Annotated in this window: 27 protein-coding genes; 9 read left to right on the forward strand and 18 right to left on the reverse strand. The window is 38.4% G+C overall.

What is annotated here, in order from left to right:
* Positions 1–50: 50 nt before the first annotated feature.
* The 6 genes from mnmE to GQO80_RS02580 form a co-directional block, all read right to left on the reverse strand.
* Positions 51–1,463 (reverse strand): tRNA uridine-5-carboxymethylaminomethyl(34) synthesis GTPase MnmE, encoded by a 1,413-nt coding sequence (gene mnmE / locus GQO80_RS02555; protein ID WP_157206702.1) that lies wholly within the window; start codon positions 1,461–1,463, stop codon positions 51–53.
* A 4-nt stretch (positions 1,464–1,467) separates the two neighbouring features.
* Positions 1,468–2,298, reverse strand: coding sequence for a CvfB family protein (locus GQO80_RS02560; RefSeq protein ID WP_157206704.1), 831 nt, complete (start codon positions 2,296–2,298; stop codon positions 1,468–1,470).
* A gap of 145 nt (positions 2,299–2,443) precedes the next feature.
* On the reverse strand, positions 2,444–2,782 hold the full coding sequence (locus GQO80_RS02565; protein WP_157206706.1) for a DUF2853 family protein: 339 nt from the start codon (positions 2,780–2,782) through the stop codon (positions 2,444–2,446).
* A 102-nt stretch (positions 2,783–2,884) separates the two neighbouring features.
* Positions 2,885–4,645 carry a 2-succinyl-5-enolpyruvyl-6-hydroxy-3-cyclohexene-1-carboxylate synthase gene (menD, locus tag GQO80_RS02570; RefSeq protein WP_157206708.1) on the reverse strand — a complete coding sequence of 587 codons (1,761 nt, stop codon included), beginning with the start codon at positions 4,643–4,645 and terminating at the stop codon, positions 2,885–2,887.
* Positions 4,646–4,697: 52 nt separating this feature from the next.
* Positions 4,698–5,813: a chorismate-binding protein gene (locus GQO80_RS02575; RefSeq protein WP_157206709.1), complete on the reverse strand. Its 1,116-nt coding sequence runs from the start codon at positions 5,811–5,813 to the stop codon at positions 4,698–4,700.
* A 4-nt stretch (positions 5,814–5,817) separates the two neighbouring features.
* The gene (locus GQO80_RS02580) at positions 5,818–6,243 is read right to left on the reverse strand and encodes a PaaI family thioesterase (RefSeq protein ID WP_157206711.1); all 426 of its coding nucleotides are present in this window, start codon (positions 6,241–6,243) and stop codon (positions 5,818–5,820) included.
* A 112-nt stretch (positions 6,244–6,355) separates the two neighbouring features.
* Between GQO80_RS02580 and GQO80_RS02585 the strand changes: the two genes are divergently transcribed.
* Complete coding sequence (locus GQO80_RS02585) at positions 6,356–6,934, forward strand: GNAT family N-acetyltransferase (RefSeq protein WP_157206713.1); 579 nt, start codon at positions 6,356–6,358, stop codon at positions 6,932–6,934.
* Here GQO80_RS02585 and GQO80_RS02590 read toward each other — a convergent pair.
* The 4 genes from GQO80_RS02590 to GQO80_RS02605 form a co-directional block, all read right to left on the reverse strand.
* On the reverse strand, positions 6,902–7,519 hold the full coding sequence (locus tag GQO80_RS02590; RefSeq protein WP_157206714.1) for an arsenate-mycothiol transferase ArsC: 618 nt from the start codon (positions 7,517–7,519) through the stop codon (positions 6,902–6,904). The two genes, GQO80_RS02585 and GQO80_RS02590, sit on opposite strands and share 33 nt — an antisense overlap.
* An 18-nt stretch (positions 7,520–7,537) precedes the next feature.
* Positions 7,538–8,425, reverse strand: a complete 888-nt coding sequence (locus GQO80_RS02595; RefSeq protein ID WP_157206716.1) for an arsenite methyltransferase — start codon at positions 8,423–8,425, stop codon at positions 7,538–7,540.
* Positions 8,426–8,442: 17 nt separating this feature from the next.
* A complete protein-coding gene (locus GQO80_RS02600) occupies positions 8,443–8,772 on the reverse strand; it encodes an ArsR/SmtB family transcription factor (RefSeq protein WP_157206718.1) in 330 nt (109 codons plus the stop codon).
* A gap of 137 nt (positions 8,773–8,909) precedes the next feature.
* Positions 8,910–9,896 carry an aldo/keto reductase gene (locus GQO80_RS02605; protein ID WP_157206720.1) on the reverse strand — a complete coding sequence of 329 codons (987 nt, stop codon included), beginning with the start codon at positions 9,894–9,896 and terminating at the stop codon, positions 8,910–8,912.
* Between the two features lie 159 nt (positions 9,897–10,055).
* On the opposite strand from GQO80_RS02605, the gene GQO80_RS02610 reads away from it, so the two are divergent.
* Positions 10,056–10,418 carry a hypothetical protein gene (locus tag GQO80_RS02610; protein ID WP_157206722.1) on the forward strand — a complete coding sequence of 121 codons (363 nt, stop codon included), beginning with the start codon at positions 10,056–10,058 and terminating at the stop codon, positions 10,416–10,418.
* Here GQO80_RS02610 and GQO80_RS02615 read toward each other — a convergent pair.
* The gene (locus GQO80_RS02615; RefSeq protein ID WP_157206724.1) at positions 10,415–11,362 is read right to left on the reverse strand and encodes an NAD(P)H-dependent flavin oxidoreductase; all 948 of its coding nucleotides are present in this window, start codon (positions 11,360–11,362) and stop codon (positions 10,415–10,417) included. The two genes, GQO80_RS02610 and GQO80_RS02615, sit on opposite strands and share 4 nt — an antisense overlap.
* A gap of 282 nt (positions 11,363–11,644) precedes the next feature.
* On the opposite strand from GQO80_RS02615, the gene GQO80_RS02620 reads away from it, so the two are divergent.
* Positions 11,645–12,142, forward strand: a complete 498-nt coding sequence (locus GQO80_RS02620; RefSeq protein WP_157206725.1) for a nicotinate-nucleotide adenylyltransferase — start codon at positions 11,645–11,647, stop codon at positions 12,140–12,142.
* 112 nt (positions 12,143–12,254) lie between these two features.
* On the opposite strand, the gene dnaK is transcribed toward GQO80_RS02620, so the two are convergent.
* The gene (gene dnaK / locus GQO80_RS02625) at positions 12,255–14,159 is read right to left on the reverse strand and encodes a molecular chaperone DnaK (RefSeq protein ID WP_157206727.1); all 1,905 of its coding nucleotides are present in this window, start codon (positions 14,157–14,159) and stop codon (positions 12,255–12,257) included.
* A 355-nt stretch (positions 14,160–14,514) separates the two neighbouring features.
* On the opposite strand from dnaK, the gene GQO80_RS02630 reads away from it, so the two are divergent.
* The 4 genes from GQO80_RS02630 (at position 14,515) to GQO80_RS02645 (ending at position 19,102) form a co-directional block, all read left to right on the forward strand.
* The gene (locus GQO80_RS02630) at positions 14,515–15,939 is read left to right on the forward strand and encodes an L-serine ammonia-lyase (protein WP_157206729.1); all 1,425 of its coding nucleotides are present in this window, start codon (positions 14,515–14,517) and stop codon (positions 15,937–15,939) included.
* A gap of 127 nt (positions 15,940–16,066) precedes the next feature.
* Entirely contained in the window at positions 16,067–16,885 is an 819-nt protein-coding gene (gene panB / locus GQO80_RS02635) for a 3-methyl-2-oxobutanoate hydroxymethyltransferase (protein WP_157206731.1), read from the forward strand.
* A 94-nt stretch (positions 16,886–16,979) separates the two neighbouring features.
* Complete coding sequence (locus GQO80_RS02640) at positions 16,980–17,696, forward strand: RluA family pseudouridine synthase (protein ID WP_157206733.1); 717 nt, start codon at positions 16,980–16,982, stop codon at positions 17,694–17,696.
* Between the two features lie 26 nt (positions 17,697–17,722).
* On the forward strand, positions 17,723–19,102 hold the full coding sequence (locus GQO80_RS02645; RefSeq protein WP_157206734.1) for an aldehyde dehydrogenase: 1,380 nt from the start codon (positions 17,723–17,725) through the stop codon (positions 19,100–19,102).
* On the opposite strand, the gene GQO80_RS02650 is transcribed toward GQO80_RS02645, so the two are convergent.
* The 6 genes from GQO80_RS02650 to GQO80_RS02675 form a co-directional block, all read right to left on the reverse strand.
* Positions 19,103–19,903 carry a sensor histidine kinase gene (locus GQO80_RS02650; RefSeq protein WP_157206736.1) on the reverse strand — a complete coding sequence of 267 codons (801 nt, stop codon included), beginning with the start codon at positions 19,901–19,903 and terminating at the stop codon, positions 19,103–19,105. It abuts the gene before it with no gap.
* Positions 19,879–20,583, reverse strand: a complete 705-nt coding sequence (locus GQO80_RS02655) for a hypothetical protein (RefSeq protein WP_157206738.1) — start codon at positions 20,581–20,583, stop codon at positions 19,879–19,881. Before GQO80_RS02655 ends, GQO80_RS02650 begins: the two co-directional genes overlap by 25 nt.
* A 5-nt stretch (positions 20,584–20,588) precedes the next feature.
* Positions 20,589–21,095, reverse strand: a complete 507-nt coding sequence (locus GQO80_RS02660) for a hypothetical protein (RefSeq protein WP_157206740.1) — start codon at positions 21,093–21,095, stop codon at positions 20,589–20,591.
* A gap of 85 nt (positions 21,096–21,180) precedes the next feature.
* Positions 21,181–21,999: a sulfurtransferase gene (locus tag GQO80_RS02665; protein ID WP_157206742.1), complete on the reverse strand. Its 819-nt coding sequence runs from the start codon at positions 21,997–21,999 to the stop codon at positions 21,181–21,183.
* A gap of 76 nt (positions 22,000–22,075) precedes the next feature.
* On the reverse strand, positions 22,076–23,524 hold the full coding sequence (locus GQO80_RS02670) for a dicarboxylate/amino acid:cation symporter (RefSeq protein ID WP_157206744.1): 1,449 nt from the start codon (positions 23,522–23,524) through the stop codon (positions 22,076–22,078).
* A gap of 285 nt (positions 23,525–23,809) precedes the next feature.
* Entirely contained in the window at positions 23,810–24,484 is a 675-nt protein-coding gene (locus GQO80_RS02675) for a TetR/AcrR family transcriptional regulator (RefSeq protein ID WP_157206745.1), read from the reverse strand.
* Between the two features lie 166 nt (positions 24,485–24,650).
* Here GQO80_RS02675 and GQO80_RS02680 point away from each other — a divergent pair, with 166 nt between their 5' ends.
* Positions 24,651–25,412, forward strand: coding sequence for a carbonic anhydrase family protein (locus tag GQO80_RS02680; protein ID WP_198037715.1), 762 nt, complete (start codon positions 24,651–24,653; stop codon positions 25,410–25,412).
* Between the two features lie 96 nt (positions 25,413–25,508).
* A complete protein-coding gene (locus GQO80_RS02685) occupies positions 25,509–26,168 on the forward strand; it encodes a DUF2490 domain-containing protein (protein ID WP_157206747.1) in 660 nt (219 codons plus the stop codon).
* The last annotated feature ends 9 nt before the right edge of the window (positions 26,169–26,177 follow it).

Here is a 26,177-nt window from a genome sequence, read left to right on the forward strand (position 1 = left end):
TAAAGAAGTAAAGCAAGTAAAGAAGGGTTTAAACACCCTAGAAAACGTAATTACTTCCCGATGCAAAAATTTGCAAAAATATTCCCAAGTAGTTCATCGTTAGATACTTGCCCTGTTATTTCACCAAAATAAAACAGGGCCTGCCTAATGTCAATAGCCAATAAATCGCCCGAAAGCCCAGTATCCAGTCCGTGTTTCACTTTATCAATTTCTTCCAAGGCCTTTAATAAGGCATCGTAATGGCGTGTGTTTGTTATTATGGTGTCGTTGTTTCTTAACGCGCCCGTGTTTACAAAATGGAGCAACGCATCTTTAAACTCGGTTACACCTTGTCCTGTTTTGGCTGAAATAAATTGAATATTTTCTATGTTAGAATTCCGATTTTCGAAGGTTGATTTAAGTTGTTCAATCTGTTCTTCAGATAATAAATCCATTTTATTAAAAACAACGATAAGATTTTTAAGCGGGTATTTATTTTTTATTTTTTCAATTTCAATGAGCGTACCGTGGGCAATTCTCCCTTCTGGGGTTAGTGGGCTTATATATACAACCACTTGCGCTTGCTCAATTTTTTCAAAGGTTTTTTTTATACCTATGCTTTCAACCACATCTTGGGTTTCCCGAATGCCTGCGGTATCTATAAACCGAAAACCAATACCGCCAATGGAAATCTCATCTTCAATGGTATCGCGCGTGGTGCCGGCAATTTCAGAAACTATGGCGCGTTCTTCATTTAAAAGTGCGTTTAGAAGTGTTGATTTCCCCACGTTAGGTTCGCCCACAATAGCTACGGGAATACCGTTTTTAATAACGTTACCCACGGCAAACGAATCGATTAAACGTTTTAAAACCAATGCAATGCGCTCAATTAAGGCTTTAAACTGGGTACGGTCGGCAAATTCTACATCTTCCTCGGCAAAATCGAGTTCTAGCTCAATTAAGGAAGCAAAATTTAATAATTCCTCACGAAGTTTGGCTATCTCCGATGAAAAACCACCTCGCATTTGTTGCATGGCTATTTGGTGCGCCGCTTCATTGTCGGATGCAATTAAATCGGCTACTGCTTCGGCCTGACTTAAATCGAGCTTCCCATTTAAAAAAGCCCGTAAGGTGAATTCGCCCGCAGTGGCCATTCGGCAGCCTTTCCTTAAAAATAACTGGATAATTTGCTGCTGAATGTACGGAGAACCATGGCAGGATACCTCAACCACATCCTCGCCCGTATAGGAATGGGGGTTTTTAAATAGCGAAACCAACACCTCATCAATGGTTTTAGCCCCATCCATTAAATAACCTAGATGGATGGTATGCGTTTTTTGAACGCTAAGCGTCTTTTTACTTTTTACCGATTTAAAACACGCATCGGCAATGGTAATAGCCTCGTTACCAGATAAACGGATAACGGCAATGGCACCAGCTCCTGAGGGTGTTGCTAAAGCGACAATGGTATCTTGATGGTTCATGGGATTAAACTAAGTAAATACCGTCTGGTTTAATATCAATCTGTTTTTGTTTATACAACGAACCTATGGCTTTTTTGAAGTTTTTTTTGCTCATTTGAAGTTGCTCTTTAATGGCCTCGGGACTTGAATTATCGGTCAAGTTTAAATAGCCACTATTATCGTGCAGTTCGTGTAAAATTCGCTGTGCATTGGGTTCTATACTTCTATAACCAATTTGACCGAGAACAATATCCAGTTTATTTCCCGGGCGGATTTTTTTTACGATACCTTTTAGCTTATCGCCCACGCTTAATTGGGTAAATAGATGATCGTTGTAAATTAATCCTGTATGTACTTTGTTTACAATAACGTTCAAACCAATATCCGATGGATGGGAAACGATTAAATCGACTTCATCAAACGCATTAACTGTAAGTTCTTTGTTGCTTAAAAACTGATTGGTTTTGCTGGATGCCGCCAACCTACCTGTTTTTTCATCTAAATAGCAATATACCAAATACCACCCTTTGGGCTTCATTGGAAAGGCCTGTTCCTTAAACGGACAAAACAGTTCTTTTACCAAGCCCCAATCTAAAAAAGCACCATGTTGGGTAACGGCATTACAGCGCAATAAAGCAAATTCACCCAGTTTAATATAGGGCATGTCGGTAGTGGCCACTGGGCGCTCTTCATTATCCAAATACACAAAAACATCGAGCTTGTCCCAAATTTTAAATGTTTCGGGCACATAGCGGTTTGGCAGCAATACTTCATCATTATCCGCATCTACCAAATACACCCCGTGATCGGTTTCACGCAAGATTTCCAATGTATTGATTTTACCTATTTGTATCATGCCGCAAAGATACTATTTTTAATAGATACCCGAATATAGATTTTATAGTATGGATTTAAGAATAAACTGCTTATTTGATAACCATTTGGAATAAAAAAACACCACGTTAAAAGGTGGTGTTTGGTTTTATAATAAATGGTTTGGTTTAATAAACCGATTCTTTTTTAAAATGCTTGGTCAATAAATAGTAAACAACCGCTCTGTACTTATTGCGGTTAGACTTACCATATTGCTCCATCACAGCGTTTAGGCCTTTATCTAAATCGGCACTATCCTTTAATCCTAATTTTTTAATTAGAAAGTTGTTTTTTACGGTAGCCAATTCAGCATCATCCAAACCGGAAACAGTTGAAGAGTCGGCATTATAAATGGACGGGCCACAACCTATGGTTACTTTGGTCAATAAATCCATGTCTGCTGTTACACCACATTTTTCTTTTAGATCGGCGGCATACTTTGCAATAAGTTCATCACGTTTACTCATAATTGTTTTATTTAATGTGTTAATAAAAATAGTTAAATAGTTAGTATCAGAAAGATAACAATTTTTAGACACACAAAACAAAAAAAAGTCACAATTATAAAATTACTTTAAATATTCAAAATAATTTAAAAGCACTTCATCATTAATATCTTTTGGCGTGAATATTTCAAGAAGTTTCGGGCGTTCGTCTTCCTCGAAAAATTCCTTTAAGTAATATTCCAACTGTTTGTCTTTTGAAACGCTTTTGTAGCTAAAACCATGCATTCTGCACAAATGCCGCGCATCTAAATTATGGGTAGTTTCAAAATAGGTTTCAAAGTTCTTGGTGTTTTTATGCCCCGGAAGGATCCTGAAAATACCTCCGCCTTGGTTATTTACCACGATAATCCTGAAGCTTTTAGGAATATAATTGTTCCAAAGGGCATTACTATCGTACAAAAAGCCCAAATCGCCGGTAATAAGGGTTGTGGGCTTATCGTTAACAACAGCGCAACCCACTGCGGTTGAGGTACAGCCATCAATACCACTTGTGCCCCTGTTACAAAAAACCTTGAGCGTTTTGTTGATACTGAACAATTGCGAATACCGAATGGCCGAACTATTGCCAATTTGCAAAATGTGATGGTTTGGAATGTTTTTGAACAACACATCGAAGGCCTTTAAATCGGAAAAAGGCACCGTTCTTAAATACTCGGCGTGTTTGCGCAATCGTTGGTTTTTAACCGCATTCCAGGTAAGGTGGTAATTGCTTTTTACATAATGGGTTATTTTTGGGAGAAAGGCCTCAAAAAATTGGTTGGGCGACACATCAATATGATTGCTTAAGCAGAAAAACGTATCGTTTGCCATTTTTTCATCAATATGCCAATGGTATTTTGGCTGGTATTTACGCAGTAAGGTCTTTATTTTTTTTGAAACGATCAAGCCGCCAAAAGTGAGCAGGATTTCTGGTTGCAACGCTTTTTTCTCTGCCTCGGTTAAAGGTTCAATCATTTGATCGATGGCTGGAAAAAAACTTTCATGGTGCAAATTGGACGTGGTTTCGGTAAATACCACCACGCTATCGTCTTCCGCCAGTTCATTCAACCACTTTCTATCAATTTGGTTGGGAAGGTTGGCCCCTACCAAAATCATTTTTTTTGATGCCGAATTCCAATCTTCCAAACATTCGTTCAGCACATAATCTTCAATAACCTTGGTCTTAACAACCGGTTTTGTGGCTTTGGGGGCAACAATGGGTTTTTCAACAACTTCGTAAAGGGGTTCATCAAAAGGAATGTTGATATGGACTGGGCCATTTTTTAACAAGGCAAAATTGATGGCTTCATTAATTTCCTCCTCATTATGGGTTTGAATGTCTTTTTGCAAGCCCAAAAAACGCTCGAATTTATCTTCTAGGTTTTTAAATATGGGTAAATCTTCATTGGCAGGAATATTTTTTTCATCCTTTAAATCGAGTTTTAAATTTACCGAATATAAAATATGGTTTTCAAAGACATTTTTTTGGTTGATGGTTTGCCCATCGCCAATACCAATTAAATGCTTGGGTCTGTCTGCCGAAACCACCACCAATGGAATATTGCTATAATAAGCCTCGGCCACAGCCGGATAATGGTTTAACAAGGCGCTTCCCGAGGTGCACACTACCGCCGTGGGCAAGTTTAACTGCTGTGCTATGCCCAAGGCAAAAAAAGCGGCACAACGCTCATCAACAATACTGTAACAGGTAAAGTACGGATTGTTGGTAAAACCAATGGTTAACGGTGCATTACGGCTACCTGGCGAAATAACAATATGCTTGATGCCCTTGGCTTTAAAAAGCTCAATAAGGGTTTGTGCAAGTGGAATTTTTGGATAAATCATGTAACTTAAAATGAACTCGTAAAAGTAATAAATAGCTCTTAAAGTTAGCTAATTACAGAATGTTTTTAATTGTTAAAGATTTTGAAACGGTTTCTTCCCATTCGGCCTCTGCCTTGGAATGTGCCGTAATGCCGCCGCCAACGTAAATAATGGCCTGGGTTTCTTTTAACTGCATGCAACGCAAATTAACATACAATTGGGTGCTTTTTTGGGTTATGGCATACGCTCGGTTTTCAATATTACGCTTGCCGGTGCGAGGTAATTTGGTAGTTTCAAAATTTAACTCGCCCAAAAAACCGGTGTAAAACGCGCGGTTATAGTTTTCATGCTCTATAATAAACTGTTTTGCAGGGTCTTTGGGCAAACCGCAAACCGCAGGCGTAGGATGTATTCTAGAAATAAGTTTCTTTAAGGTAGCCGTTGCTTTTAAACGTGCCGAAACCATGGTTTTTAAATGTAACAGAGCGCCCGCCTTAACGGTTTCGGTACCAGAAACATGTAAACTTTCCACCAAGGGTTTTAAGGTATCGACTATAAAATCGGTGACATATTTTTGCTCATCCTGCTCCTTTTCTTTCCAAATAACATCCAATGAGCCTTTGTAAACCTGGGTACCTGCCAATGCCATAATCGATAATTGGTCGCCATGTATTTTTATTAGTGTTTCTGGGGTTGCGCCCAACCATAAACCTACTTTGGGGTGGTACCAACAATATACAAATGCCAACGGATAGTTTTTAAGCAGGTTTTTAAAAATGGATAGTGGCGATGCATCTGTGAGTGGAACCGTTTCTTTTCTGGAAAGCACCACCTTTTCAAAATACTTTTCGTTGATGGCTGAAATTCCCTTTTTTACCAAAAGAATGTGTTGCGCTTTCTCTTCATCTGAAAAACCTGTATTGGTAGGCGCAGTTACAACATCGTTGAACGACACCGCAGAAACAATCAAGGATTCAGAGTGGTCGATTGGCATTAAAACGGAAGATTCGGCATCATCAAAAGGTGCAAATACAAAACCGTTTTCAGTAAAATCGTTTACAAGATGCAAATCGTTTGTTTGCTGAAGCAATGCTTGAACATTGGTTTCTCGGGGTTTTCTGTAAATAACAAATGGTAATTGGTGGCCGTAATGGGTTTCAATACGCTTAAAAAAGGATTCCGAAGTCATTAAATTAACGCTTTTTGGGTAATGAAATGGTTGTAAGCTTACAAACGGATATTAAATTATGGGCTTCATCGGTCACTTTTATATCCAGCAACTGCGTGGTTCTTCCTTTGTGAATAAAGGTTGCCTTGGCATACACGTACCCTTCCGTAACGCTTTTAATATGGTTTGCGGTAATTTCTATGCCCCGAACAAAAAACTGTTCGGTATCAATAAAAATATGCGACGCAAAACTACCTACACTTTCGGCCAAAGCTGCCGTTGCGCCACCGTGCAGCACGCCATCGGGTTGGTAAACACGGGCGTTTACGGGCATTCGGGCTACTAAAAAATCGTCGCCATAATCTACAACCTCAATGTTTAAGGTTTCCATTAAGGTATTTTTACAGACGGCATTGGCTTTTGCGATGATGTTTTCTTTGGATAATGGCATAGAAATTATGTAATTTTAATGGCGGTTGTAAAAGTACGAAATGACAAGCAATTGAAATTGAAATTCCGCCTTAAATTAACAAGATGCGAGCCTTCACAAGGATAAAATAATTATGAAAGCACCAATTTTAGAAAACCAACGTGTAAAATTGTCGTTATTGGATGTTAGCAACTACAAGCACTTAACCGCCATAGCACAACAACCCCATTTATTGCAATATTCGCCCAGTAAAATTGATACGCCCGAAGCCTTAAAAACCTATGTTCAAACAGCTGTTGATGCATATTACCAAAAAACCGCCATCCCATTTATTGTGTTTGACAAACAAACCAATAGTTATGCGGGTTGTACGCGTTTCGGACTTATTAATTGGAACAATAAGGTGTTACATATCGGCTGGACGTGGCTTGGAACGGCCTATCATGGAAGCGGATTGAACACAAACATGAAGTTTTTAATGCTAGAATACGCTTTTGAAACCCTAAATTTTGATAAAGTTGAATTTAGAATTGATGAGCGCAACCTAAAATCGCGCAAAGCCGTTGAAAAATTAGGTGCCAAACTGGAAGGTGTTTTACGAAAAGATACGTTAATGCTTGATGGTTTTAAACGAAACACCTGTTGCTATGGCATTTTGAAAGAAGAATGGGATTTAGACCTAAAGTTGAATTTGGGAAAAAACATAATATAGTTCATTGGCTATTTGGATGCTTCTTTCGTTGTACGTTCTTGCCTGTTGCGGTGTATTGTCGAATATTTTGGGGTCATCAAACATTATTGGAATGCGAGCTTCGGCACCTGCAATAAACGGGCATCCCGCATCGGCCTGCGAACAGGTTAAAATGGCAACAAAACCAGACTTTGGGTTGAACGGGGCATCAAACTTTTTTGAAAAGCCCATAATGGGATGTTCATTTTCAGCATATTTAATACTATAAATGGGGTTGTTGCCTTCTGAAAGTTTTTCTATTTCAAATCCGGAATTCTGCAACGTTTCTGCAACCATGGGAAAAAGTGCTGTGCTTTCTGTACCTCCAGAATAGCACAGCACGTTTTTTATGTTAAAATAATATGCCAGTGCTTGGGCCCAAACTTGCGATAAATGACTACGGCGCGAATTGTGCGTACAAATAAAATGGAGCCTTATCTGTTTATTGCCCGTTACTTTTTCTTGAATGAAATGAATAAGCGGTTGCAACGTATTTTTGCGTTCGTTTGAAATCGTTTCCTGATTTAACGACACTATAGCACGCTCAAGGTTATTAAATAATGGCATAGTTTTGTTTCAATCAATTTAGCAACAGCCACTTTTTGGCGAACAACATGATGATGGTTCCAAATCCTTCAATTGAAGTTTGGGTTTATCTTGCTTAGTTCCGGGTTTTTCTGCGTAAACGGTTATGCTAAAAATACCCGTTCCGCCTTTATTAAAGGCACTTACAGCTTCCTCAGAAAGATATTTACCAAGAATGTCATCTGGAATGGTAATGGGCTTTTCTTTTTGGATTTGTAAACTTTTAAATCCTTGCGCTTCAATCAACTTTAAATAGTCTGTTTTTTGAATGGCGCCCGCTACACAACCCGCATACATTTCAGCATCGCCTCGCAAGGCTTCCGGAAGGTTGCCCACCAACACGATATCAGAAATACTAAAATGACCGCCCGGTTTCAAAACCCTAAAAATTTCGGCGATAACTTTTTGTTTGTTGGGCACTAAATTTAACACACAATTACTTACTACCACATCGGCAACCGCATTACTTACTGGCATGTTATCGATATCGCCTTCTCTAAATTCTACATTGTTATAGCCCAATTTTTCTGCATTTATACGCGCTTTTTCAATCATAATCGGGGTAAAGTCTATACCAATTACTTTGCCTTCTGCCCCTGTTTCATGGCGCGCTACGAAACAATCGTTACCGGCACCCGAGCCTAAATCGATCACGGTATCGCCCTTTTTGATGTTTGCAAATTGCGTTGGGAGTCCGCAACCCAATCCCAAATCGGCATCGGCCACATAGCCGTTGGTTTCCGAGTAATCGTCCATCATAATGTTATAAACTTTATTGGATGGTGTGGTAGCACCGCAGCAAGACGAAGCGTTTTCGGCCTTTCCTTGTTCTGCAATGCGCGCATAACGGGCTTTCACCAGGTCTTTTAATTCGTGTTCTTTTTTCATCTGATTATAATTAAGTATTAGCAACAATTGGTATTGGTTAGGTCTTGGTCTAAAAACAGCTTCATGAGTCGTTTCATTTCCGACCAATTTTTGGTATCAATACAATAACAAACACTGGTACCTTCAATAGTACCTTTAATGAGCCCTAGCTGTTTTAGTTCTTTTAAATGCTGCGAAATGGTAGGTTGCGCCAAACCAATTTCATCAACCAAATCGCCACAAACGCAGGCGTTAATTTTAAATAAATGCTGTAAAATAGCTACCCGAGCGGGATGCCCCAATACTTTGGCAAACAAGGCAATTTCGTTTTGGTGGTCGGTAAAGATTTCAGATTTGGTGATACCCATGATTGTTATATTATATTATTGCAATATTACGATAAATAGAATTAAAGACCAAATATGGAACCACGAATTCCTGAATTTTATTGCACGTAACGAACTTGAATGTTTTTAATAGCTAGGTTGAAAAAAGGTAAACTGAACTAATATCCGCCTCGTATATAATTGTGAACCTGTTCTTTATACAACGCACTCAACGCTTGATGTGTTTCGGGTGTTAAAGCCTCTAAATTTGAAACTGCTGCATTTGAAAATACCTGATTTGCAGAACTCGCTCCTGGTATGATGCTGCTTACTGCTTTGTGGTCTAAAATCCAGCGTAAAGCCAGTTGCACCATGGTTAAATGCTCTGGCAATACAGAATGTTTTATGGCATCAACCAATGCTAATCCTTTTTCAAAAGGTAAACCTGCAAAAGTTTCGCCCACGTTAAAGGCTTCCCCGTTTTTATTATAATTACGGTGGTCATTTTCTGCAAAAACGGTATGGCTGCTAAACTTACCGGAAAGCAACCCGCTTGCTAAAGGCAAACGTACAATGATACCTACACCTTTGGCTTCCGCTTGCGGAAATAATTCTGTTACCAATTTTTGTCTGAAAACATTAAAAATAACCTGTAATGACAGTAACCCTTCTTGATGCATGCAAATCAGGCCTTCTTCAACGGTTTCCACACTTGCACCAAAATGTTTTATGAGACCCTCCTGCTGTAATGCCCGTAACCAATTAAAAATGGCACCATCCTTTAAATAATGGGTTGGGATGCAATGTAGTTGTAACAAATCCAAGGTATTAACCCCCAAACGGTTCAAAGCGTTTTCCACCGATTTCCTTAGCACATCTTTGGAATACTTATCTGGATAGGCGTCTCCTGCCCTACCAAATTTTGAGGCTACCCGTATGGGTGTGTTACAGGTTTTAAGAAATTCTCCAATTAAGGATTCGCTTTTTCCGTTGCCATATACATCGGCCGTATCAAAAAAAGTGACCCCGTTTTTAACGGCTTCATTTAAAATATCAAAAGCGGTTTCTTTTGAAAGGTCTTGCCCCCAATCGGCTCCCAATTGCCAACAGCCTAAACCTATTTCACTAACAGTAAAACCCTTGGCATCCAACAATCTGTATTTCATAAAAAAGCATTTATTAAACTGAAAATATTAGATTTACATGATCTACTTCGTAAAAAATTCACTTTAACGGTAATAATAATATCAAAAACGAATATATAACATTTTTGCTTTTTAAATATATAGTTTTAATTTTTGAAAACCACTTACAACCAAAACAAAATGAAAACACTCATACCCGTTGTATTGTTATTTTTTGCCTTTTCGGGCACAAGTCATGCCCAATTTATCTCAAATGATGGGGAATTTCATGTGGCTTCTGGTGCAATCATTTCAAGTGGAACCTATGCGTTGGTGTATTCTAAAACCAAAAACAAAAGTAAGGCGTTTTGGTACGGTTTAGGGGCTTCGGCTATTGCTGGCATTGCCAAGGAAGTTTATGACAGCACAAAACCGCTTAACAAATTTGATGCTGCCGATGCTGCCGCTACCGTTGTGGGCGGTTTAGCAGCATGCACTACATTAAGCCTATTTGTTGGTAAAAACAAAAGACGCAGGTTAAAAACCGTTGCTTTGGTTAATTAATGCGTTAACCGTTTTACAATAGCCTTTACTGGCTGAATATCTTTGGTAAACTCAATACTAGGGCCTGCAACCCACACGGTTTTATAGGTGGCTTGGGTGGCAGCTTTTTCAGTGGCCCGCATCCCTATTGAAAAACGTATCATTTTTACCCATTTCTTTAACTTTTTGTTCTTGTTCAAAATCGCTTCCAGCCACGTTTGCTTGGTGCCAATTTTTTGAACATAGGGCGTATTTATTACGGTACAGGGTGTGCCCGAAATACGTTCGGTCATTACAATATCCTTGGCTCCATAATCAACACAGGCCTGTTTGTACTCGTTGGTAACATTGGCTTCCGTAGAAGCTATAAACGGACTTCCCACCGAAACACCAGCGGCACCAAAACCTAGCATTTTGTCCACATCCGCTTTACACCCCACACCACCGGCAGAAATAATGGGGATGTTGCAATGGCTTACCAGCTCTTTAATAAGAACTTCGGGAGACACATTACCGCGGTGTCCACCGGCTTCATTATTCACCGCTATAATGGCATCGGCACCCAAGGCTTCCACTTTTTGGGCAAATTTTAAATCGACCACATCACAAAAAACCTTGATTCCTACTTGATGCGCTTGTTTGATGGTTTCTTCGGGGCTACCCAATGAGGTAATAATGAAATCGCACCCTTCTTCACACAGCACCCGCAATTGCTCTTTATATTTTATGTTCGATTTATTCACAATTAAATTGAAGCCAAACGAACCGCCCGCAACTTTTGCTTTTTTTAACTCGTGAATGGCCTTTTTAAGCGCGTCGAGGGTGCGGTAATTTAGTGCAGGAATACAACCTGCTATTCCACTGTGCATGGCTTCAATAACCATGGCGGTATTTGAAACCAAAAACATGGGTGCTTGAATGATGGGATAGTTGATATTAAGTAATTGCGTGAGCTTAGTTTGCATTTTTTTAAGGATTTCAACAAATATAGCAATTATTATGCATGCATAGTTTAAAATCATAATCATTTGGTTTTCTGCAAGTTTTGAAATTTTATAGTTTTTAAAAAAAATTTCAAAAAAAATAAAAATTTAACATATTTATTATGCGTGCATAATAACTGATAATCAATATGTTATGCGTGCATAATAATTTAAAAAAGGTTAAGAGGTTGATTACATGACATTTATCATGTTTATAGCAGTAAGTAATCATTAATTTTCATCCATAATTTATATACTTATATTATGAAAAGAATAATTTTTGGTCTATTAATTGTTGGATTAACCTCCCAAATGTATGCACAAGAAATTGCATTAGCAGAAGTTGAAGTTGTTGCAAATTATAAATACATACAAGCAACAAATGTTGAAAAGATAGCGTTGCCCGTTAAAAATCTTGAAGCTAAGGTTTTAGAATTTAAAGATGACAAAGGGGTTTTGGAATATGAAGATGGCGTATCGTATAATGTATATTTCAATAATAGCGATGGCAAGATAATTGTTTCTTACGATACCACTGGTAAAATACTAAAAACTACCGAACATTATAAAAACGTAAGATTGCCTTTGGAAGTGCTTCGCGCCATTGTAAGCCGTTTTCCAAATTGGACGATTGTTGAAGATACCTATCATGTAAATTACCACTGTGATAAAGGCATTACCGAAAAACATTATAAAATTCAATTAGCAAACGCCGATAAAACCGTTGATATAAAAACCGACGATAAAGGCAATTTTATGTAACTTTACCAAACAAACTATTTTACCAAACTAAACTAAAAAAAAACGCAACTATTTCTGGTTGCGTTTTTTTAGTTTTAAAAGGGTGGAGCCTTATTTTCAGCTCACGTATTTATTATTTAACTTCTTCAAAGTCAACATCTTCAACATCGCTGCCTTCTTGCTTACTTTGGTTCGCATCTGGCCCTGGCGCGCTTGCACCACCTTGCTGTGCTTCGGCTTGTGCTTTGTACATTTCCTCGCTTGCCACTTTCCATGCTTCGTTTATTTTTTCTAAAGCAGGGTCTATAACTGCGATGTCTTTGGTTTCAAACGCTTTTTTAAGTTCCTCTAAAGCATCTTCGATGGGTTTCTTTTTATCATCCGATAATTTATCGCCAAATTCTTTCAACTGACTCTCCGTTTGGAAAATCATGGCATCGGCAGCATTTAATTTTTCAGCTTTTTCTTTTGCTTTTTTATCGGCTTCAGCGTTTGCTTCAGCATCTGCTTTCATTTTCTTGATTTCTTCTTCAGTTAAACCAGAAGAGGCTTCAATGCGAATATCCTGTGTTTTGTTCGTCGCTTTATCCGTAGCGGTTACGTGTATGATTCCATTCGCGTCAATATCAAAAGTTACTTCAATTTGAGGGGTTCCTCTTCTTGCCGGTGGAATACCATCTAAGTGGAAACGGCCAATGGTTTTGTTATCGGCAGCCATGGCGCGTTCACCTTGCAACACATGGATTTCCACAGAGGGTTGATTATCAGCAGCTGTAGAGAATACCTGCGATTTTTTGGTAGGTATCGTTGTGTTGGCCTCAATAAGTTTGGTCATTACGTTACCCATGGTTTCAATACCTAACGATAATGGTGTAACGTCCAATAACAATACGTCCTTAACATCGCCACTTAACACACCACCTTGGATACCGGCACCTAACGACACTACTTCATCTGGGTTCACCCCTTTACTTGGCACTTTTCCGAAAAATTTCTCAACGGCAGCTTGTACCGCTGGGATACGGGTTGAACCACCCACTAATATCACTTCATCAATATCGTTCTTGCTTAAACCTGCTGCTTTTAAAGCCGATTCGCAAGGTGCAATGGTACGTTTAACCAAATCGTCAATCAATTGTTCGAATTTAGATTTTGTTAAAGTACGCACTAAGTGCTTTGGCCCACTGGCAGTGGCTGTAATGTACGGCAAGTTGATTTCTGTTTGGGCAGAAGACGATAATTCAATCTTCGCTTTTTCAGCAGCTTCCTTTAAACGTTGTAGCGACATGGGGTCTTTGCGTAAGTCCATGCCTTCTTCGGCGTTAAACTCATCGGCCAACCAATTGATGATTTTTTCATCCACATCATCACCACCTAAATGGGTATCACCATCTGTTGATAATACTTCAAATACACCATCGCCCAATTCTAAGATTGACACGTCGTGTGTTCCACCACCAAAGTCAAAAACCACAATTTTTTGGTCTTTTCCTTTTTTGTCCAAACCATAGGCCAAAGCCGCGGCAGTAGGCTCGTTAATAATACGGCGCACTTTTAAACCAGCTATCTCACCAGCTTCTTTAGTGGCCTGACGCTGACTGTCGTTAAAGTAAGCAGGCACGGTAATAACCGCCTCTGTAACCGTAGTTCCTAAATAATCTTCGGCGGTTTTCTTCATTTTTTGAAGAATCATGGCCGATAGCTCCTGGGGAGTGTACAAACGGCCATCAATATCTACACGAGGTGTGTCGTTATCGCCTTTTACCACTTTATAAGGTACACGATCTGCTTCCTTTTTAGACTCCGAATATTTATTCCCCATAAAACGCTTGATAGAATAAACCGTTTTTGTAGGGTTTGTTACTGCTTGTCGTTTTGCCGGGTCACCAACCTTAATTTCGCCGCCTTCAACAAACGCAATAACCGATGGTGTCGTTCTTTTTCCTTCCGCGTTAGGGATTACAACCGGTTCATTACCTTCCATTACAGACACGCAAGAGTTGGTTGTTCCTAAATCGATTCCAATAATTTTACTCATAATATGTTTTATTTGTGTTGAAAATTCATTTTAAATTCGATAGGTATAAGTCAATGATTATGCCAACGCACAAATACTGACAAGGTGTCATAAGCCCCAAAGGCAAAATTCTCATATTGTCCGGTCTTTTGTCTATTTTAAATTTTCTAAAACTGGGCGCATCCCCTTGGGTCGGGCTTTACGCTGCAAGTCCTCGCTCCTGCGTCGCTGTGGGCTTTTCGCTGCAATCCCTTGCGCACTGGCTCGCAGCGTAAGTTTAAAGTAGCGGTCACCGTTTTCAGCTACTTTGCCCCTCCACAACTTTGCGCGACCAAAAAATCAACCTATCTTTGTGTAAATGCCTAAACTATTATAAATGGATTGTATTTCAGTTTTCGACATGCTTAAAATTGGCGTTGGCCCCTCAAGTTCGCACACTTTAGGCCCATGGCGCGCCGCCGAACGCTGGATAAAACAGCTTAAAGAAACCAATACCTTTGATAGCGTAGAGAAAATAACCGTCAATCTTTACGGCTCGTTATCCTTAACAGGAAAAGGCCATGCCACCGATTATGCCATCATGTTAGGTTTAAGCGGCGAAAACCCACAAACCATTCCCATTGAAACCATTCCAATAATCATCTCTAAAATAAAAAACACTAAAACCCTTCTATTTAACGGCGAAAAACAACTGCCGTTCAACCCTGAAACCGACATCATTTTCAATAGAAAATTTTTGCCCTACCATGCCAATGGCATGCAATTTACAGCAACGGTTAAAGGCAAAAAATTAACCGAAGTTTATTACTCCATCGGTGGCGGTTTTGTGGTACAGGAAGAACGAAAAATAGCAAAAGCCAATAAAATCATTTTTTATTGCACCTTCCCTTACCCAATTGAAAAAGGAGTCGATTTATTACAATATTGCAAGCAACTAAACAAATCCATTTCCGAGGTTGTTTTAGAAAATGAAATGTCCATCCGCCCCATAGAAACCATCGATTTTGAACTGCAGCGCATTTGGAGTACCATGTTGGAATGTATGTACATAGGTTGCCATACCGAAGGCAATTTACCCGGAGGTTTAAATGTAAGGCGTCGTGCTTTTGATACTTACCAGACCTTAAAAGGCGATTTACCGTACAGCTCACCCCAAGAATGGTTGGAAACCATCCGTAAAACGGAGGTCAAGTTTAGGCAAATTTTAAAATGGGTAAGCTGTTTTGCTTTATCTGTAAATGAGGTAAATGCCTCTTTAGGGCGCGTTGTTACAGCCCCAACCAACGGAAGCGCGGGGGTGATTCCTGCGGTTTTAATGTACTATATTGTAATTGAAAACCATGAAGCCAACTTTAAGCACATCAAACAATTTTTGCTCGTTGCCGGCGAAATAGGAAGCATCTTTAAAAAAGGTGCTACCATTAGTGCCGCCATGGGTGGTTGTCAGGCGGAAATTGGCGTGTCTTCTGCCATGGCAGCTGCGGCGCTTTGCGAACTTTTAGGCGGCTCGCCGGAACAAGTGCTCATTGCTGCCGAAATTGCCATGGAACACCATCTTGGTTTAACCTGCGACCCCATTGGTGGTCTGGTGCAAATTCCCTGCATAGAACGCAATGCAATGGGTGCCATTAAAGCCATTAATGCTGCGGAAATGGCATTGGGAACCGACCCCAAAAACGTAAAAGTGCCTTTAGACAAAGTGGTTGCAACCATGTGGGAAACCGCCAAGGATATGAACACAAAATACAAGGAAACCTCAGAAGGTGGTCTGGCTGTTGGGGTTCATATTTCCGATTGTTAACATCCATTTAAAACTTTCCAAAGGGAATACTTTCTTGTCAAAAACAGCACATGTGCTATCATTTACAGCTTAAATCCGTAAAAAGTTTAACAAAACTGCTTACTTTTACACTCTAAAAAATTGAAAAATGTCCGTAGCAAAAAAAGAATATAAACGCATCACCGTTAAAACCCTTGTGGATATGAAAGCCAATGGTGAAAAAATATCGATGCTTACCGCATACGATTATTCCATGGCAAAAATTGTGGATGGTGCCGGTGTTGATGTCATACTTGTTGGCGATTCTGCAAGTAATGTAATGGCAGGCCATGAAACCACCTTGCCCATTACCTTGGATCAAATGATTTATCATGCATCTTCCGTAATTCGTGCCATAAACCGCTCGTTGGTCGTTGTCGATTTACCCTTCGGAAGCTACCAAAGCGACCCCAAAGAAGCCTTGCGTTCTGCCATTAGGATTATGAAGGAAAGTGGCGCCCATTCGGTTAAAATGGAAGGCGGTCGCGAAATTAAGGAGTCCATAAAACGCATTTTGCACGCTGGCATTCCGGTTATGGGACATTTAGGATTAACCCCACAATCCATCTATAAATTCGGGACTTATACCGTTCGTGCCAAAGAGGAACAGGAAGCTGCCGATTTGATAAAAGATGCCAAAATGCTAGAACGTATTGGCTGTTTTGCTATTGTGCTTGAAAAAATACCGGCTGCTTTAGCAAAAGAAGTGGCTGAAAGCGTAAGCATTCCCATAATTGGTATTGGCGCTGGAAATGGTGTGGACGGACAAGTATTGGTTCTACACGATATGTTGGGTATGACGCACGAGTTTCACCCACGGTTTTTGCGTCGCTATATGAATTTGTATGAAGATATGACCAATGCCATTTCAAAATATGTGGATGATGTGAAAACCCGCGATTTTCCTAGTGATTCTGAGCAATATTAATCTAGATATTTTAGATTTTTAGACATGTTAGACGTCTAAGATGTCTAAAAATCTATCAATCTATAAGTCAAACAAAACTTCGGTATTTTCTAAGATGTCTAACCAGTCTAACATATCTAAAGTTTTTTCCAACAAGTTCAATCTTCAAATAGTATATGAAGACAACCACATCATCATTATAAACAAACGTGCCGGCGATATTGTTCAAGGTGATAAAACGGGCGATAAACCCTTAAGCGACGTTGTAAAAAGTTATATAAAAGACCAATACAACAAACCCGGAAATGTGTATTTGGGCGTGGTGCATCGGTTGGATAGGCCCACAACGGGTTTGGTTATTTTTGCTAAAACCAGTAAAGTATTACCACGATTAAATGCCCTTTTTGTATCAAAAGACATTCAAAAAACCTATTGGGCCATTGTAAAAAACCAACCTCCAAAAACCGAAGACACGTTAACGCATTGGCTTAAAAAGAATCCTAAAAACAACAAATCCACGGCGTACATAAATGAGGTAAAAGACAGCAAAAAAGCCATTCTTCATTACAAAATATTACAAAAACTAGACACCTATTTTTTATTGGAAGTGAATTTGGAAACCGGCAGGCACCATCAAATCCGTTCGCAATTGGCAAGCATTGGCTGCCCCATTAAAGGCGATTTAAAATATGGTTTTGATAGGAGCAACCCCGATGGCAGCATTCACTTGCACGCACGACACATTACCTTTATGCATCCCGTTAAAAATGAAACCATGGCCATAACCGCGCCTTTGCCCGAGGTTGCCGTTTGGAAGGCTTGTTACGTATAATTTCATATCTTTATAAAAAACGGATCATGACAGCTATACCCAACATCATTTCGGCACAAAAAGCATTTTTTAAAACGGGAAAAACCATCGCTATTTCTGAAAGATTAAAGTATTTAAAAGCTTTAAAAAACGAGATTATAACCCATGAACAGGCTATTTACGATGCCTTACAAAAGGATTTCAAAAAATCGGAATTTGAAACCTTCATCAGTGAATTTGGTTTGGTGATTTCCGAATTAAATCTTGCCATAAAAAACCTTAAAAAATGGTCGCGGCCAAAACGCGTAACCGCCTCTATACTAACCTTTCCGTCTAGCGATTATATTTACTACAACCCCTACGGAACTATTTTAATTATCGCCCCATGGAATTACCCGTTTTTATTGGCCATGGAACCGTTAATTATGGCCATTGCCGCAGGAAATACCGTAGTTTTAAAACCTAGTGAACTTACCAAAAACACCTCGCAATTACTAACCGATATTATTGAAAACGTTTTTCCAAAAGACTATGCGATTGCCGTACAAGGTGGCGTTGAAACGACCACCACATTGCTTTCACAGAAATGGGATTATATTTTTTTTACAGGAAGCGTGCCCGTTGGCAAAATTGTTGCACAAGCAGCAGCCAAACATTTAACGCCCGTTACTTTAGAGCTGGGTGGAAAATCGCCGTGTATTGTTGATGCGAGTATCGATTTAAAATTGGTTGCAAAACGGCTTGTTTGGGGCAAGTTTTTAAATGGCGGACAAACCTGCATTGCACCCGATTATGTGATTATTAAAGCTGAAATTAAACAAGATTTTATTGAAATTTTAAAAGCTGAAATAACAAAAGCTTATGGTGAAAACCCCAAAACATCAGCAGATTTTCCAAGAATTATAAATACTAAAAACACGAAACGATTGGCTGAAATGCTTAAAAATGTTTCAATAATTTTTGGTGGCAATGTTGATGAAAATGAAAATTATGTATCGCCAACACTTATTGAAGAACCGTCGTTGGAGAGTGCTGTTATGTGTGAAGAAATTTTCGGGCCTATTTTACCTATTTTAACTTATGAAACCGAGACAGATATTGAAAACATCATCTGGCATTTTGAAAAACCACTGGCGTTGTATGTGTTTTCAAAAGAAAAAATATTTGTTGAAAAATTACTAAAAAAATTCAGCTTTGGTGGCGGAGTTGTTAATGACACGTTGATTCATTTTGGCAATTACCGTTTGCCTTTTGGTGGCGTAGGCCATAGCGGTATGGGTGCATACCACGGCAAGTGGGGTTTTGTTACCTTTTCGCATAAAAAACCCATTGTAAAACGCGGCACTTGGTTTGACCCAACCTTAAGATACGCGCCATACAAAGGCAAACTAAAACTGATGAAAACGCTCTTTAAGATTTTTACTTGATTACTGCATGGGGTAGTTCAGTACCAAGGTAACCCCTTTGTTTGGTTGCGAGGTTAATTCTAAATAACTTTTAATCAGGGCTGCCCTACTCTTCATATTAATTAAGCCAGAACCCTTTTCAACATCATTTATATTAAACCCTTTCCCATCTTCGGTAGCGGTAATGGTTAATTGTGTGGGTTGGTAATTTAAGATGATTTTCAGGTTTTTTGCTTCGGAATATTTAACGGCGTTTGATAAAAATTCCTGAAGAATCCTAAAAATTATGATTTCATGCTTTGGCTCCTTAAAATCAAGCTTATCACCAATAATTTCAAGTTCTGCCGAATTGAACTTCATTTTTTTCAATCGGTTCAATTCGTTTATAATCGATTTTTCAAAACCAATATTCAGTACCACTTCATTATTCAATGTTTTTGATAATTGACGCACTTCGGCTAAACTATCCTTCAAAGCATCGGAAGTGTCTTTAAATTTTTCTTTCACATCATCGGCCACCTGCATTTTTAAAATACTAAGTTGCATACTGGCAAATGACAGTAATTGCCCAACATTATCATGCAGTTCCCAACCAATATTTTTTAGGGTTTGCTCTTGTGTTTCAGCTTGTGCTTGGGCTATTTCGGCTTCAAAAAGTTGTTGTTGTTTTATTTTATCGAGTAAAAGTTTGTTTTTTCGCTTTAAAAAAACCACGAAAAATATAATAACCAGCGTGGTTACAATTACCAAAACGGCAATCATATAAATTAGCAAATAACGTTCGGAAGCTGTACTAGCTAGTTGTTCTCTGGTTTGCACCATATTAAAGCAAAGGTAAAAGTTGAATACATACAAATATTAGCAAATAAATAGATATAACGTCTTAAGTGGATATATGCTATATCTTTATGCTCGCCATAAATATCATAAAAAACTATTGGGGTAATAATGAGCCACCAAATAAAAATTGCAGCACTAATGTAAAAATTAAGGGATTTATAAAACGTTAAAATCCTATCACTTTGTAGTGTTTCAAAAAAATAAAATGCCGTACACAAAAATATAATTATAGCCCCCATGATGCTTATTATTGGAAAAAACCTTGAGAAAAAATAATCCAAATGAATGAGAATATAGAATACTGAAACCGTAAGGAAAACGAGTCCAGCATATTTGATTATAACCCTAAATAGTTCTGTTCTTAAAATTTTTCGATAATAGAAAACAAAAAACAAAATAGCTCCAATTTTCCAAAATAAAGTTGACCACCAGTAATTTTGCTCTAAAATTGTGTCTTTTAAAAAACCTAGAATGCCATTATTTCTAATAAGCTTAGTGTAAGTATTTAACAAATCACCTAGCGAAAGGTAAATGAGAAAAAAAATAAAATATTTAGCGGCGGTATCTTTGTACTTTCTAAAAAGTATAAGCCCTGTTGTTGCCGCTAAAATTTCTACAAAACGCGTAAATAATGAATAATTTTCTAAAATGAATTGTTCCACAGAAATTAATTTGGATAGCCATCAGGACCTCCATCGCCATCGTTTAAAGGGTTTACTGGCAAATCATCATCATTACTGGGCGGTAATGTAAAAGTACTTGCTTTTGATTGCGTTTTTTTACCCGTTGGCACCAAGAACATGGTGGTTAAGTTTCTCTTTGTTTCATCTGCATTTTTACCATAAACACCTAAATACACCCGAATACCCGTCATGGCGTAACCCAAACTGTCCGCTTGATTTTTGGCATATACTAAATAGTTTTCAATATCTTCTAAAGTCCAATAGGTTGAGCGATCATCCTCTTTTCTTCCTTGTTTTTGTGCTGCGGAATCTACGGCCGCTTTTCTATAAATAGTCCATTCTTCATTCAGTAATTTAGCCTGTTCCTGTGAAATAACACCTTTTGGCTTTACAATTCTAGTGATGGGTTCTTCAAGTTGCCTGGGACAAAAATAATAGGTTAATACCGCTCCAATAATGAAACCTAAAATAAGATAACTAACATTCTTCATGAGTTTTTTTTAATTGATTAATAATAGCTCTTAAAAATAGCAAAAAAATTCAACCCATACCGAAATTGCGGCACGATAATACAATTTAACCAGAAACCAAACTTCCCCATTCCGTCCATGAGCCATCATAAACCGACGTGTTTTGGTAACCAACCATGGTAGCCCCTAAAGCCAAAACACAGGCCGTAATGCCCGAACCGCAGGTAAAAATAACAGGTTCTTCTTTGTTAACTAATTTTTGAAACGCCGTTTCCATAGCATTTTTAGCGATGAATTTGTTGTCTTCCAACAAGGTTTCAAAAGGTAAATTAACCGAACTTGGAATTGTGCCCATGCGCAAGCCTTCCCTAGGTTCGGGCTCTAGGCTTTTAAACCTGCCTTCTGAACGGGCATCGATAATGGTATTGCTTTTTGTTTCCGAAGCCTGCTTCATGGCATCAAAAAATACCATCCGTTCCGGCTGGTAAGTCGCCACAAAATCTCCAGGTTTAATAGGGGTTTGGTTGATAACCTCAATTTTATAACCTGCCTTTTTCCATTCCGGAAAGCCACCATCCAAAACCGCCACGTTATCAAAACCAAAAGCCTTAAACAGCCACCAAACCCGTGCACTGGAATAAATGCCCTTATCATCGGAAACCACAATGGCACTGTTGTTATTAATTCCTAACGCACGGGCTTCGGTTTGAAATTGTTCTTGCGAAGGGAACGTGGAAGGGAACGGTGCAGCCGTATCGCTAAACTTATTTTTTATATCGAAAAAACGGATATGAGGAATGTGAAACGTGGTTTCATCAAACTTTTTATTGATAGTGCCATCCAATACTATCAAATTTTCAGCTTCCAAATGGTCGTGAAGCCATGAAACAGATACGATGGGTTGCGAAAAAGTGATTTTAGCCATGGTATGAAGTTTTGAATTATGAAATTAGGATGATAACTTATTATTATTTTTTATATAACAACTTGAAAATCAATAATTAAGAATCCAAATCGAAGGTTTCGGTCGGGTTTTTTTCTTCATTATAATCCAACAGGTTCTCTCCATTGGCTATTATGGTACAAACAGCGGCATCGCCCGTAACGTTTACCACGGTTCTGAACATATCCAGTATTCTATCAACGGGAAAAATAATGGCTATCCACGCCGGATTCAACCCTACGGAATTGAGCACCACAATTAACATAACCAAACCCGCACTTGGCACTGCTGCCGACCCAATAGATGCCAACGTGGTGGTAATTACAACGGTAATTTGCTGACCAACGGTTAAATCGATCATGTGCATTTGGGCCAAAAAAACAACGGCAACCGCTTGGTACAAACTGGTACCGTCCATATTTACGGTAGCACCAATGGGCAACACAAAACTGCTTATTTTTTTATCGACCCCTAAATTTTGCTCTACACACTCCATGGTTACGGGCAATGTAGCGGCACTGCTTGAGGTGGAAAATGCCAGAGTTTGCGCGGGACTCATAGCCTTAAAGAACCCCAGATATGATATTTTTTTTACAAAGGACTTTAATATGGATGGATACACCACAAAAATCATGAGCAACAAACCAATTAACACGGTTAAGGAATACCAACTTAAACCTTTAAAAATCTCAAGCACTTTTCCTATATCGTTGCCCGCCATTTTACTAACCACGCCCGCCAATAGAGCAAACACAAAAAAAGGTGCCGCCTGCATTACCAAATCAACCATTTTTAAGAAGACCTCGTTAATGCCATCAACCAGGATTAAAACGGGTTGCGATTTTTGGTTGGGAATGAAAAGCAAGCAAACGCCGAAAAAAATAGCAAAAAAGATGATTTGCAGCATTAAACCATTATTTGAAAGCGAAAAGAAAAAATTATCGGGAACTATATCCACCAACGGTTGCAGTGGCGACACTTGGGTTTGTTTATTGGCAGTTTCAATTTTATCGGAAACGGTGGTTTCCTTTAATTCTGATTTTGATAGTTCTGTAATCTCTTGAGCACGTTCAACAAACGCTGGGTCTTTCAGGTAATTGATGCCGTCCTTTGCCTCATGTCCTTCAGAAGCTGCCCAAATTTCATAACGTATGCGGTTGTCAATCCTGCTTTGTTCGTCCATCAACCTACCCGGTTTTATGGCATTAACCAATAGCAACCCCAACGAAATTGCCATTAGCGTCGTTACCAAATAAATAAGCAGGGTTTTACCGCCCATGCGCCCCAAACTTGCAGGGTCGCCAATATTGGCTACTCCACCAATAATAGAAAACAGTACCAAAGGCACCGCAATAAGTTTTAAAAGATTGATAAAAATGGTACCGAAAGGATTTATCCAATTTAAAGTAAACGTACTCCACCCCAACCAACTTGATAGTAATGCCCAAATAATACCAAGCGACATGCCTATTAATATTTTCCAGTGGAGTGCGAGTTTGTTTTTCATATAATAGCGCGTTATATTTTAAAATTGGTTTACAACCATTAAATTCCAAAAAAGTAAATTCAAAATAAAAAGCAAGATACTAATTTTAACCGTTTTTTATGGTTTGATGATAATTTAAACATAAATTTCAATAAATATAAATAAGTAAACCAAAAGAAGTGTTGCAAAATACGGGTTAGAGAATCGAACTTGATGGCCTTGTAAAATCCTACCATTTCATTGAATCATCAATAAAAAACACAATTAACAAGCTCATAAAACACTGTAGAAAATCTGTAATGGCTATTAATACAATAGTTTTGCCGTGATGTAATTTAACATTTTTTCTACTTCGGCATATTTATTTTCCTTTTCTTTTATATCGGTAAGTCTTGGTAAATGTTTGGCAAAGTAAAGTTGGTCGTTCGACATTTCAAACAAGGTACTCGCCAACGTATAGGGATATTCAAATGTAGGGGCTATATCTAAAATAACACCAGCAACCATGGTTATGAGTTCTTTATAGTTTTTAAAAAATCCTTTTCCATTTTCTTCGTCAACACCCTTGGTCCTGTAGGCCTTGGTGCCTTCACTAATCATGATGCTGTGCAATTTGTTTTCGTCAACATAGTCGTTGCTCGGATTGTCCATGGAAGCCAGCACAAAAGAATTGATGATGATTTCGAGTTTTTTCTTTGGGTCATCAATATTCATGGTATTGATTTTAATAAGATAAGATACCCAGGCCCAATACCATGAAACCAAATAGATGAGCAAAGCATGTTTGTTTTCAAAATAACGATAAATAGAAGCTTCGGTAGAATTTATTTCCTGCGCCAGTTTTTTAAAGTTAAAAGCTTCAAAACCAACATCTTCAATAAGTAAAATGCTGTGCTTAATAATATTTCTTCCTAATGGAGAATCTTGCGGATCTTTTAAATAGATGCCTTCATTGAGGGATATTTTAATTTCTATTGACATAATTCCAGTTCTAAAACCTCAAAGTTAAACAATTTAAAACAATAGTTTAAATATCAATTAAAATATTTTTACTTTTTTTTATGATAGTATTACTATTATTTTGAAAATTAATTTATATATTTGAAAAAATAATTATTAAAACATTAAACAATAAAATCAATAATTTATGAAAACTACATTTCCATTATCATTATCAATTATGTTAACCGCCACGATGCTAATGTCTTGCAAAGAGGCGACTAAACAAACAGAAGAAGCCGTTACAGTTCAAGAAGCTACCGAACAACCAGTAGCTATTGATGATGTGATGACAAAAGAAGACCAAGCCCAACTTACGCCACAAATGGTTATTGACGACCTGAAATCTGGAAACGAACGCTTTGTAAACCAACAATCTACCAACCGAAACTTTGGTGAACAAGTACGCCAAACGGCAACAGGACAATACCCAAAAGCTATTATTTTAAGCTGTGTGGATAGCCGTGTACCTGTTGAAGATGTTTTTGATCAAGGCATAGGCGACATATTTGTGGGAAGAATTGCTGGAAACTTTGTAAACACCGATTTATTGGGCAGTATGGGATTTGCTACCAAAGTTGCCGGTGCCAAATTGGTAGTTATCATGGGCCATACCGCTTGTGGAGCTGTAAAAGGAGCCATTGATAAAGCAGAATTGGGCAACTTAACGTCCCTTCTGAAAAACATTGAACCCGCTGTTGCCGCTACTGCCGAACCGGGTGATGCCAAAGACCGTACTTCTAAAAACGATGATTTTGTGGATGCGGTTATTGAAAAAAACGTGTTGTTAAATGTTGAAAAAACACTAAAACAAAGCCCCGTTTTGGCTGAAATGGTGAAAAATGGCGAAATAAAAGTAGTAGGCGCTAATTATGACCTTGCTACTGGTAAGGTTAACTTTTTTGAATAAATAAATACAAAAGAGTGGTCACTTAAAAGCACATTCATTATTTGTTTGTGTATCATCACTGTTGACCACTCTTTTTTTTTTAAAAGTAATTTACAAATGAAAAAAACCTATTTTTTATTAGCATTACTGTGGCCTATGTTGTCCATTGGACAAGACAGTAATTTTGGAAATTGGCTTATTTATTTTGGTAACAAAAAAATAGATGCCAAATGGAACTGGCACCACGAAGTACAGTACCGAAACTACAACGCCATTGGCGATCTTGAGCAACTCTTGTTACGAACGGGCATTGGCTATAATTTAACCGAAAACAACAACAACGTGCTTTTGGGCTATGGCTATATTTTAAGCGAAAATTATATCGCAGCTTCAAACGATAAAAATGCGGTAAACGAGCACCGCATTTATCAACAGTTCATTACAAGACAACAGATAAATCGTGTTGGCATTCAGCACAGGTACCGCTTTGAGCAACGTTTTGTTGAAGACGACTTCAAACTTCGCTTTCGTTATTTTTTAGTTTTCAACATCCCATTAAACAATGCCGAAATTGTGGACAAAACCCTTTATTTGTCAACATACAATGAAATTTTCCTGAACACAAAAAATAACGTCTTTGATAGGAATAGGCTCTATTCAGGTTTAGGTTACAGGTTAAGCCCTTCTTTGAAATTTGAAATTGGCTACATGAACCAATTTCTTGCCAATAAAACCAATCGTGATCAGCTTAACCTAATCACCTTTTATAACTTTTAAACAATACCC

The organism is Mariniflexile maritimum (genome assembly GCF_009746565.1).
Lineage (GTDB): Bacteria > Bacteroidota > Bacteroidia > Flavobacteriales > Flavobacteriaceae > Mariniflexile > Mariniflexile maritimum.

What these genes read in the sequence shown, in the direction of transcription:
- mnmE (WP_157206702.1), bottom strand. Translation starts at nt 1,463, where the DNA reads ATGAACCATCAAGATACCATTGTCGCTTTAGCAACACCCTCAGGAGCT.
- GQO80_RS02560 (WP_157206704.1), bottom strand. Translation starts at nt 2,298, where the DNA reads ATGATACAAATAGGTAAAATCAATACATTGGAAATCTTGCGTGAAACC.
- GQO80_RS02565 (WP_157206706.1), bottom strand. Translation starts at nt 2,782, where the DNA reads ATGAGTAAACGTGATGAACTTATTGCAAAGTATGCCGCCGATCTAAAA.
- menD (WP_157206708.1), bottom strand. Translation starts at nt 4,645, where the DNA reads ATGATTTATCCAAAAATTCCACTTGCACAAACCCTTATTGAGCTTTTT.
- GQO80_RS02575 (WP_157206709.1), bottom strand. Translation starts at nt 5,813, where the DNA reads ATGACTTCGGAATCCTTTTTTAAGCGTATTGAAACCCATTACGGCCAC.
- GQO80_RS02580 (WP_157206711.1), bottom strand. Translation starts at nt 6,243, where the DNA reads ATGCCATTATCCAAAGAAAACATCATCGCAAAAGCCAATGCCGTCTGT.
- GQO80_RS02585 (WP_157206713.1), top strand. Translation starts at nt 6,356, where the DNA reads ATGAAAGCACCAATTTTAGAAAACCAACGTGTAAAATTGTCGTTATTG.
- GQO80_RS02590 (WP_157206714.1), bottom strand. Translation starts at nt 7,519, where the DNA reads ATGCCATTATTTAATAACCTTGAGCGTGCTATAGTGTCGTTAAATCAG.
- GQO80_RS02595 (WP_157206716.1), bottom strand. Translation starts at nt 8,425, where the DNA reads ATGAAAAAAGAACACGAATTAAAAGACCTGGTGAAAGCCCGTTATGCG.
- GQO80_RS02600 (WP_157206718.1), bottom strand. Translation starts at nt 8,772, where the DNA reads ATGGGTATCACCAAATCTGAAATCTTTACCGACCACCAAAACGAAATT.
- GQO80_RS02605 (WP_157206720.1), bottom strand. Translation starts at nt 9,896, where the DNA reads ATGAAATACAGATTGTTGGATGCCAAGGGTTTTACTGTTAGTGAAATA.
- GQO80_RS02610 (WP_157206722.1), top strand. Translation starts at nt 10,056, where the DNA reads ATGAAAACACTCATACCCGTTGTATTGTTATTTTTTGCCTTTTCGGGC.
- GQO80_RS02615 (WP_157206724.1), bottom strand. Translation starts at nt 11,362, where the DNA reads ATGCAAACTAAGCTCACGCAATTACTTAATATCAACTATCCCATCATT.
- GQO80_RS02620 (WP_157206725.1), top strand. Translation starts at nt 11,645, where the DNA reads ATGAAAAGAATAATTTTTGGTCTATTAATTGTTGGATTAACCTCCCAA.
- dnaK (WP_157206727.1), bottom strand. Translation starts at nt 14,159, where the DNA reads ATGAGTAAAATTATTGGAATCGATTTAGGAACAACCAACTCTTGCGTG.
- GQO80_RS02630 (WP_157206729.1), top strand. Translation starts at nt 14,515, where the DNA reads ATGGATTGTATTTCAGTTTTCGACATGCTTAAAATTGGCGTTGGCCCC.
- panB (WP_157206731.1), top strand. Translation starts at nt 16,067, where the DNA reads ATGTCCGTAGCAAAAAAAGAATATAAACGCATCACCGTTAAAACCCTT.
- GQO80_RS02640 (WP_157206733.1), top strand. Translation starts at nt 16,980, where the DNA reads ATGTCTAACCAGTCTAACATATCTAAAGTTTTTTCCAACAAGTTCAAT.
- GQO80_RS02645 (WP_157206734.1), top strand. Translation starts at nt 17,723, where the DNA reads ATGACAGCTATACCCAACATCATTTCGGCACAAAAAGCATTTTTTAAA.
- GQO80_RS02650 (WP_157206736.1), bottom strand. Translation starts at nt 19,903, where the DNA reads ATGGTGCAAACCAGAGAACAACTAGCTAGTACAGCTTCCGAACGTTAT.
- GQO80_RS02660 (WP_157206740.1), bottom strand. Translation starts at nt 21,095, where the DNA reads ATGAAGAATGTTAGTTATCTTATTTTAGGTTTCATTATTGGAGCGGTA.
- GQO80_RS02665 (WP_157206742.1), bottom strand. Translation starts at nt 21,999, where the DNA reads ATGGCTAAAATCACTTTTTCGCAACCCATCGTATCTGTTTCATGGCTT.
- GQO80_RS02670 (WP_157206744.1), bottom strand. Translation starts at nt 23,524, where the DNA reads ATGAAAAACAAACTCGCACTCCACTGGAAAATATTAATAGGCATGTCG.
- GQO80_RS02675 (WP_157206745.1), bottom strand. Translation starts at nt 24,484, where the DNA reads ATGTCAATAGAAATTAAAATATCCCTCAATGAAGGCATCTATTTAAAA.
- GQO80_RS02680 (WP_198037715.1), top strand. Translation starts at nt 24,651, where the DNA reads ATGAAAACTACATTTCCATTATCATTATCAATTATGTTAACCGCCACG.
- GQO80_RS02685 (WP_157206747.1), top strand. Translation starts at nt 25,509, where the DNA reads ATGAAAAAAACCTATTTTTTATTAGCATTACTGTGGCCTATGTTGTCC.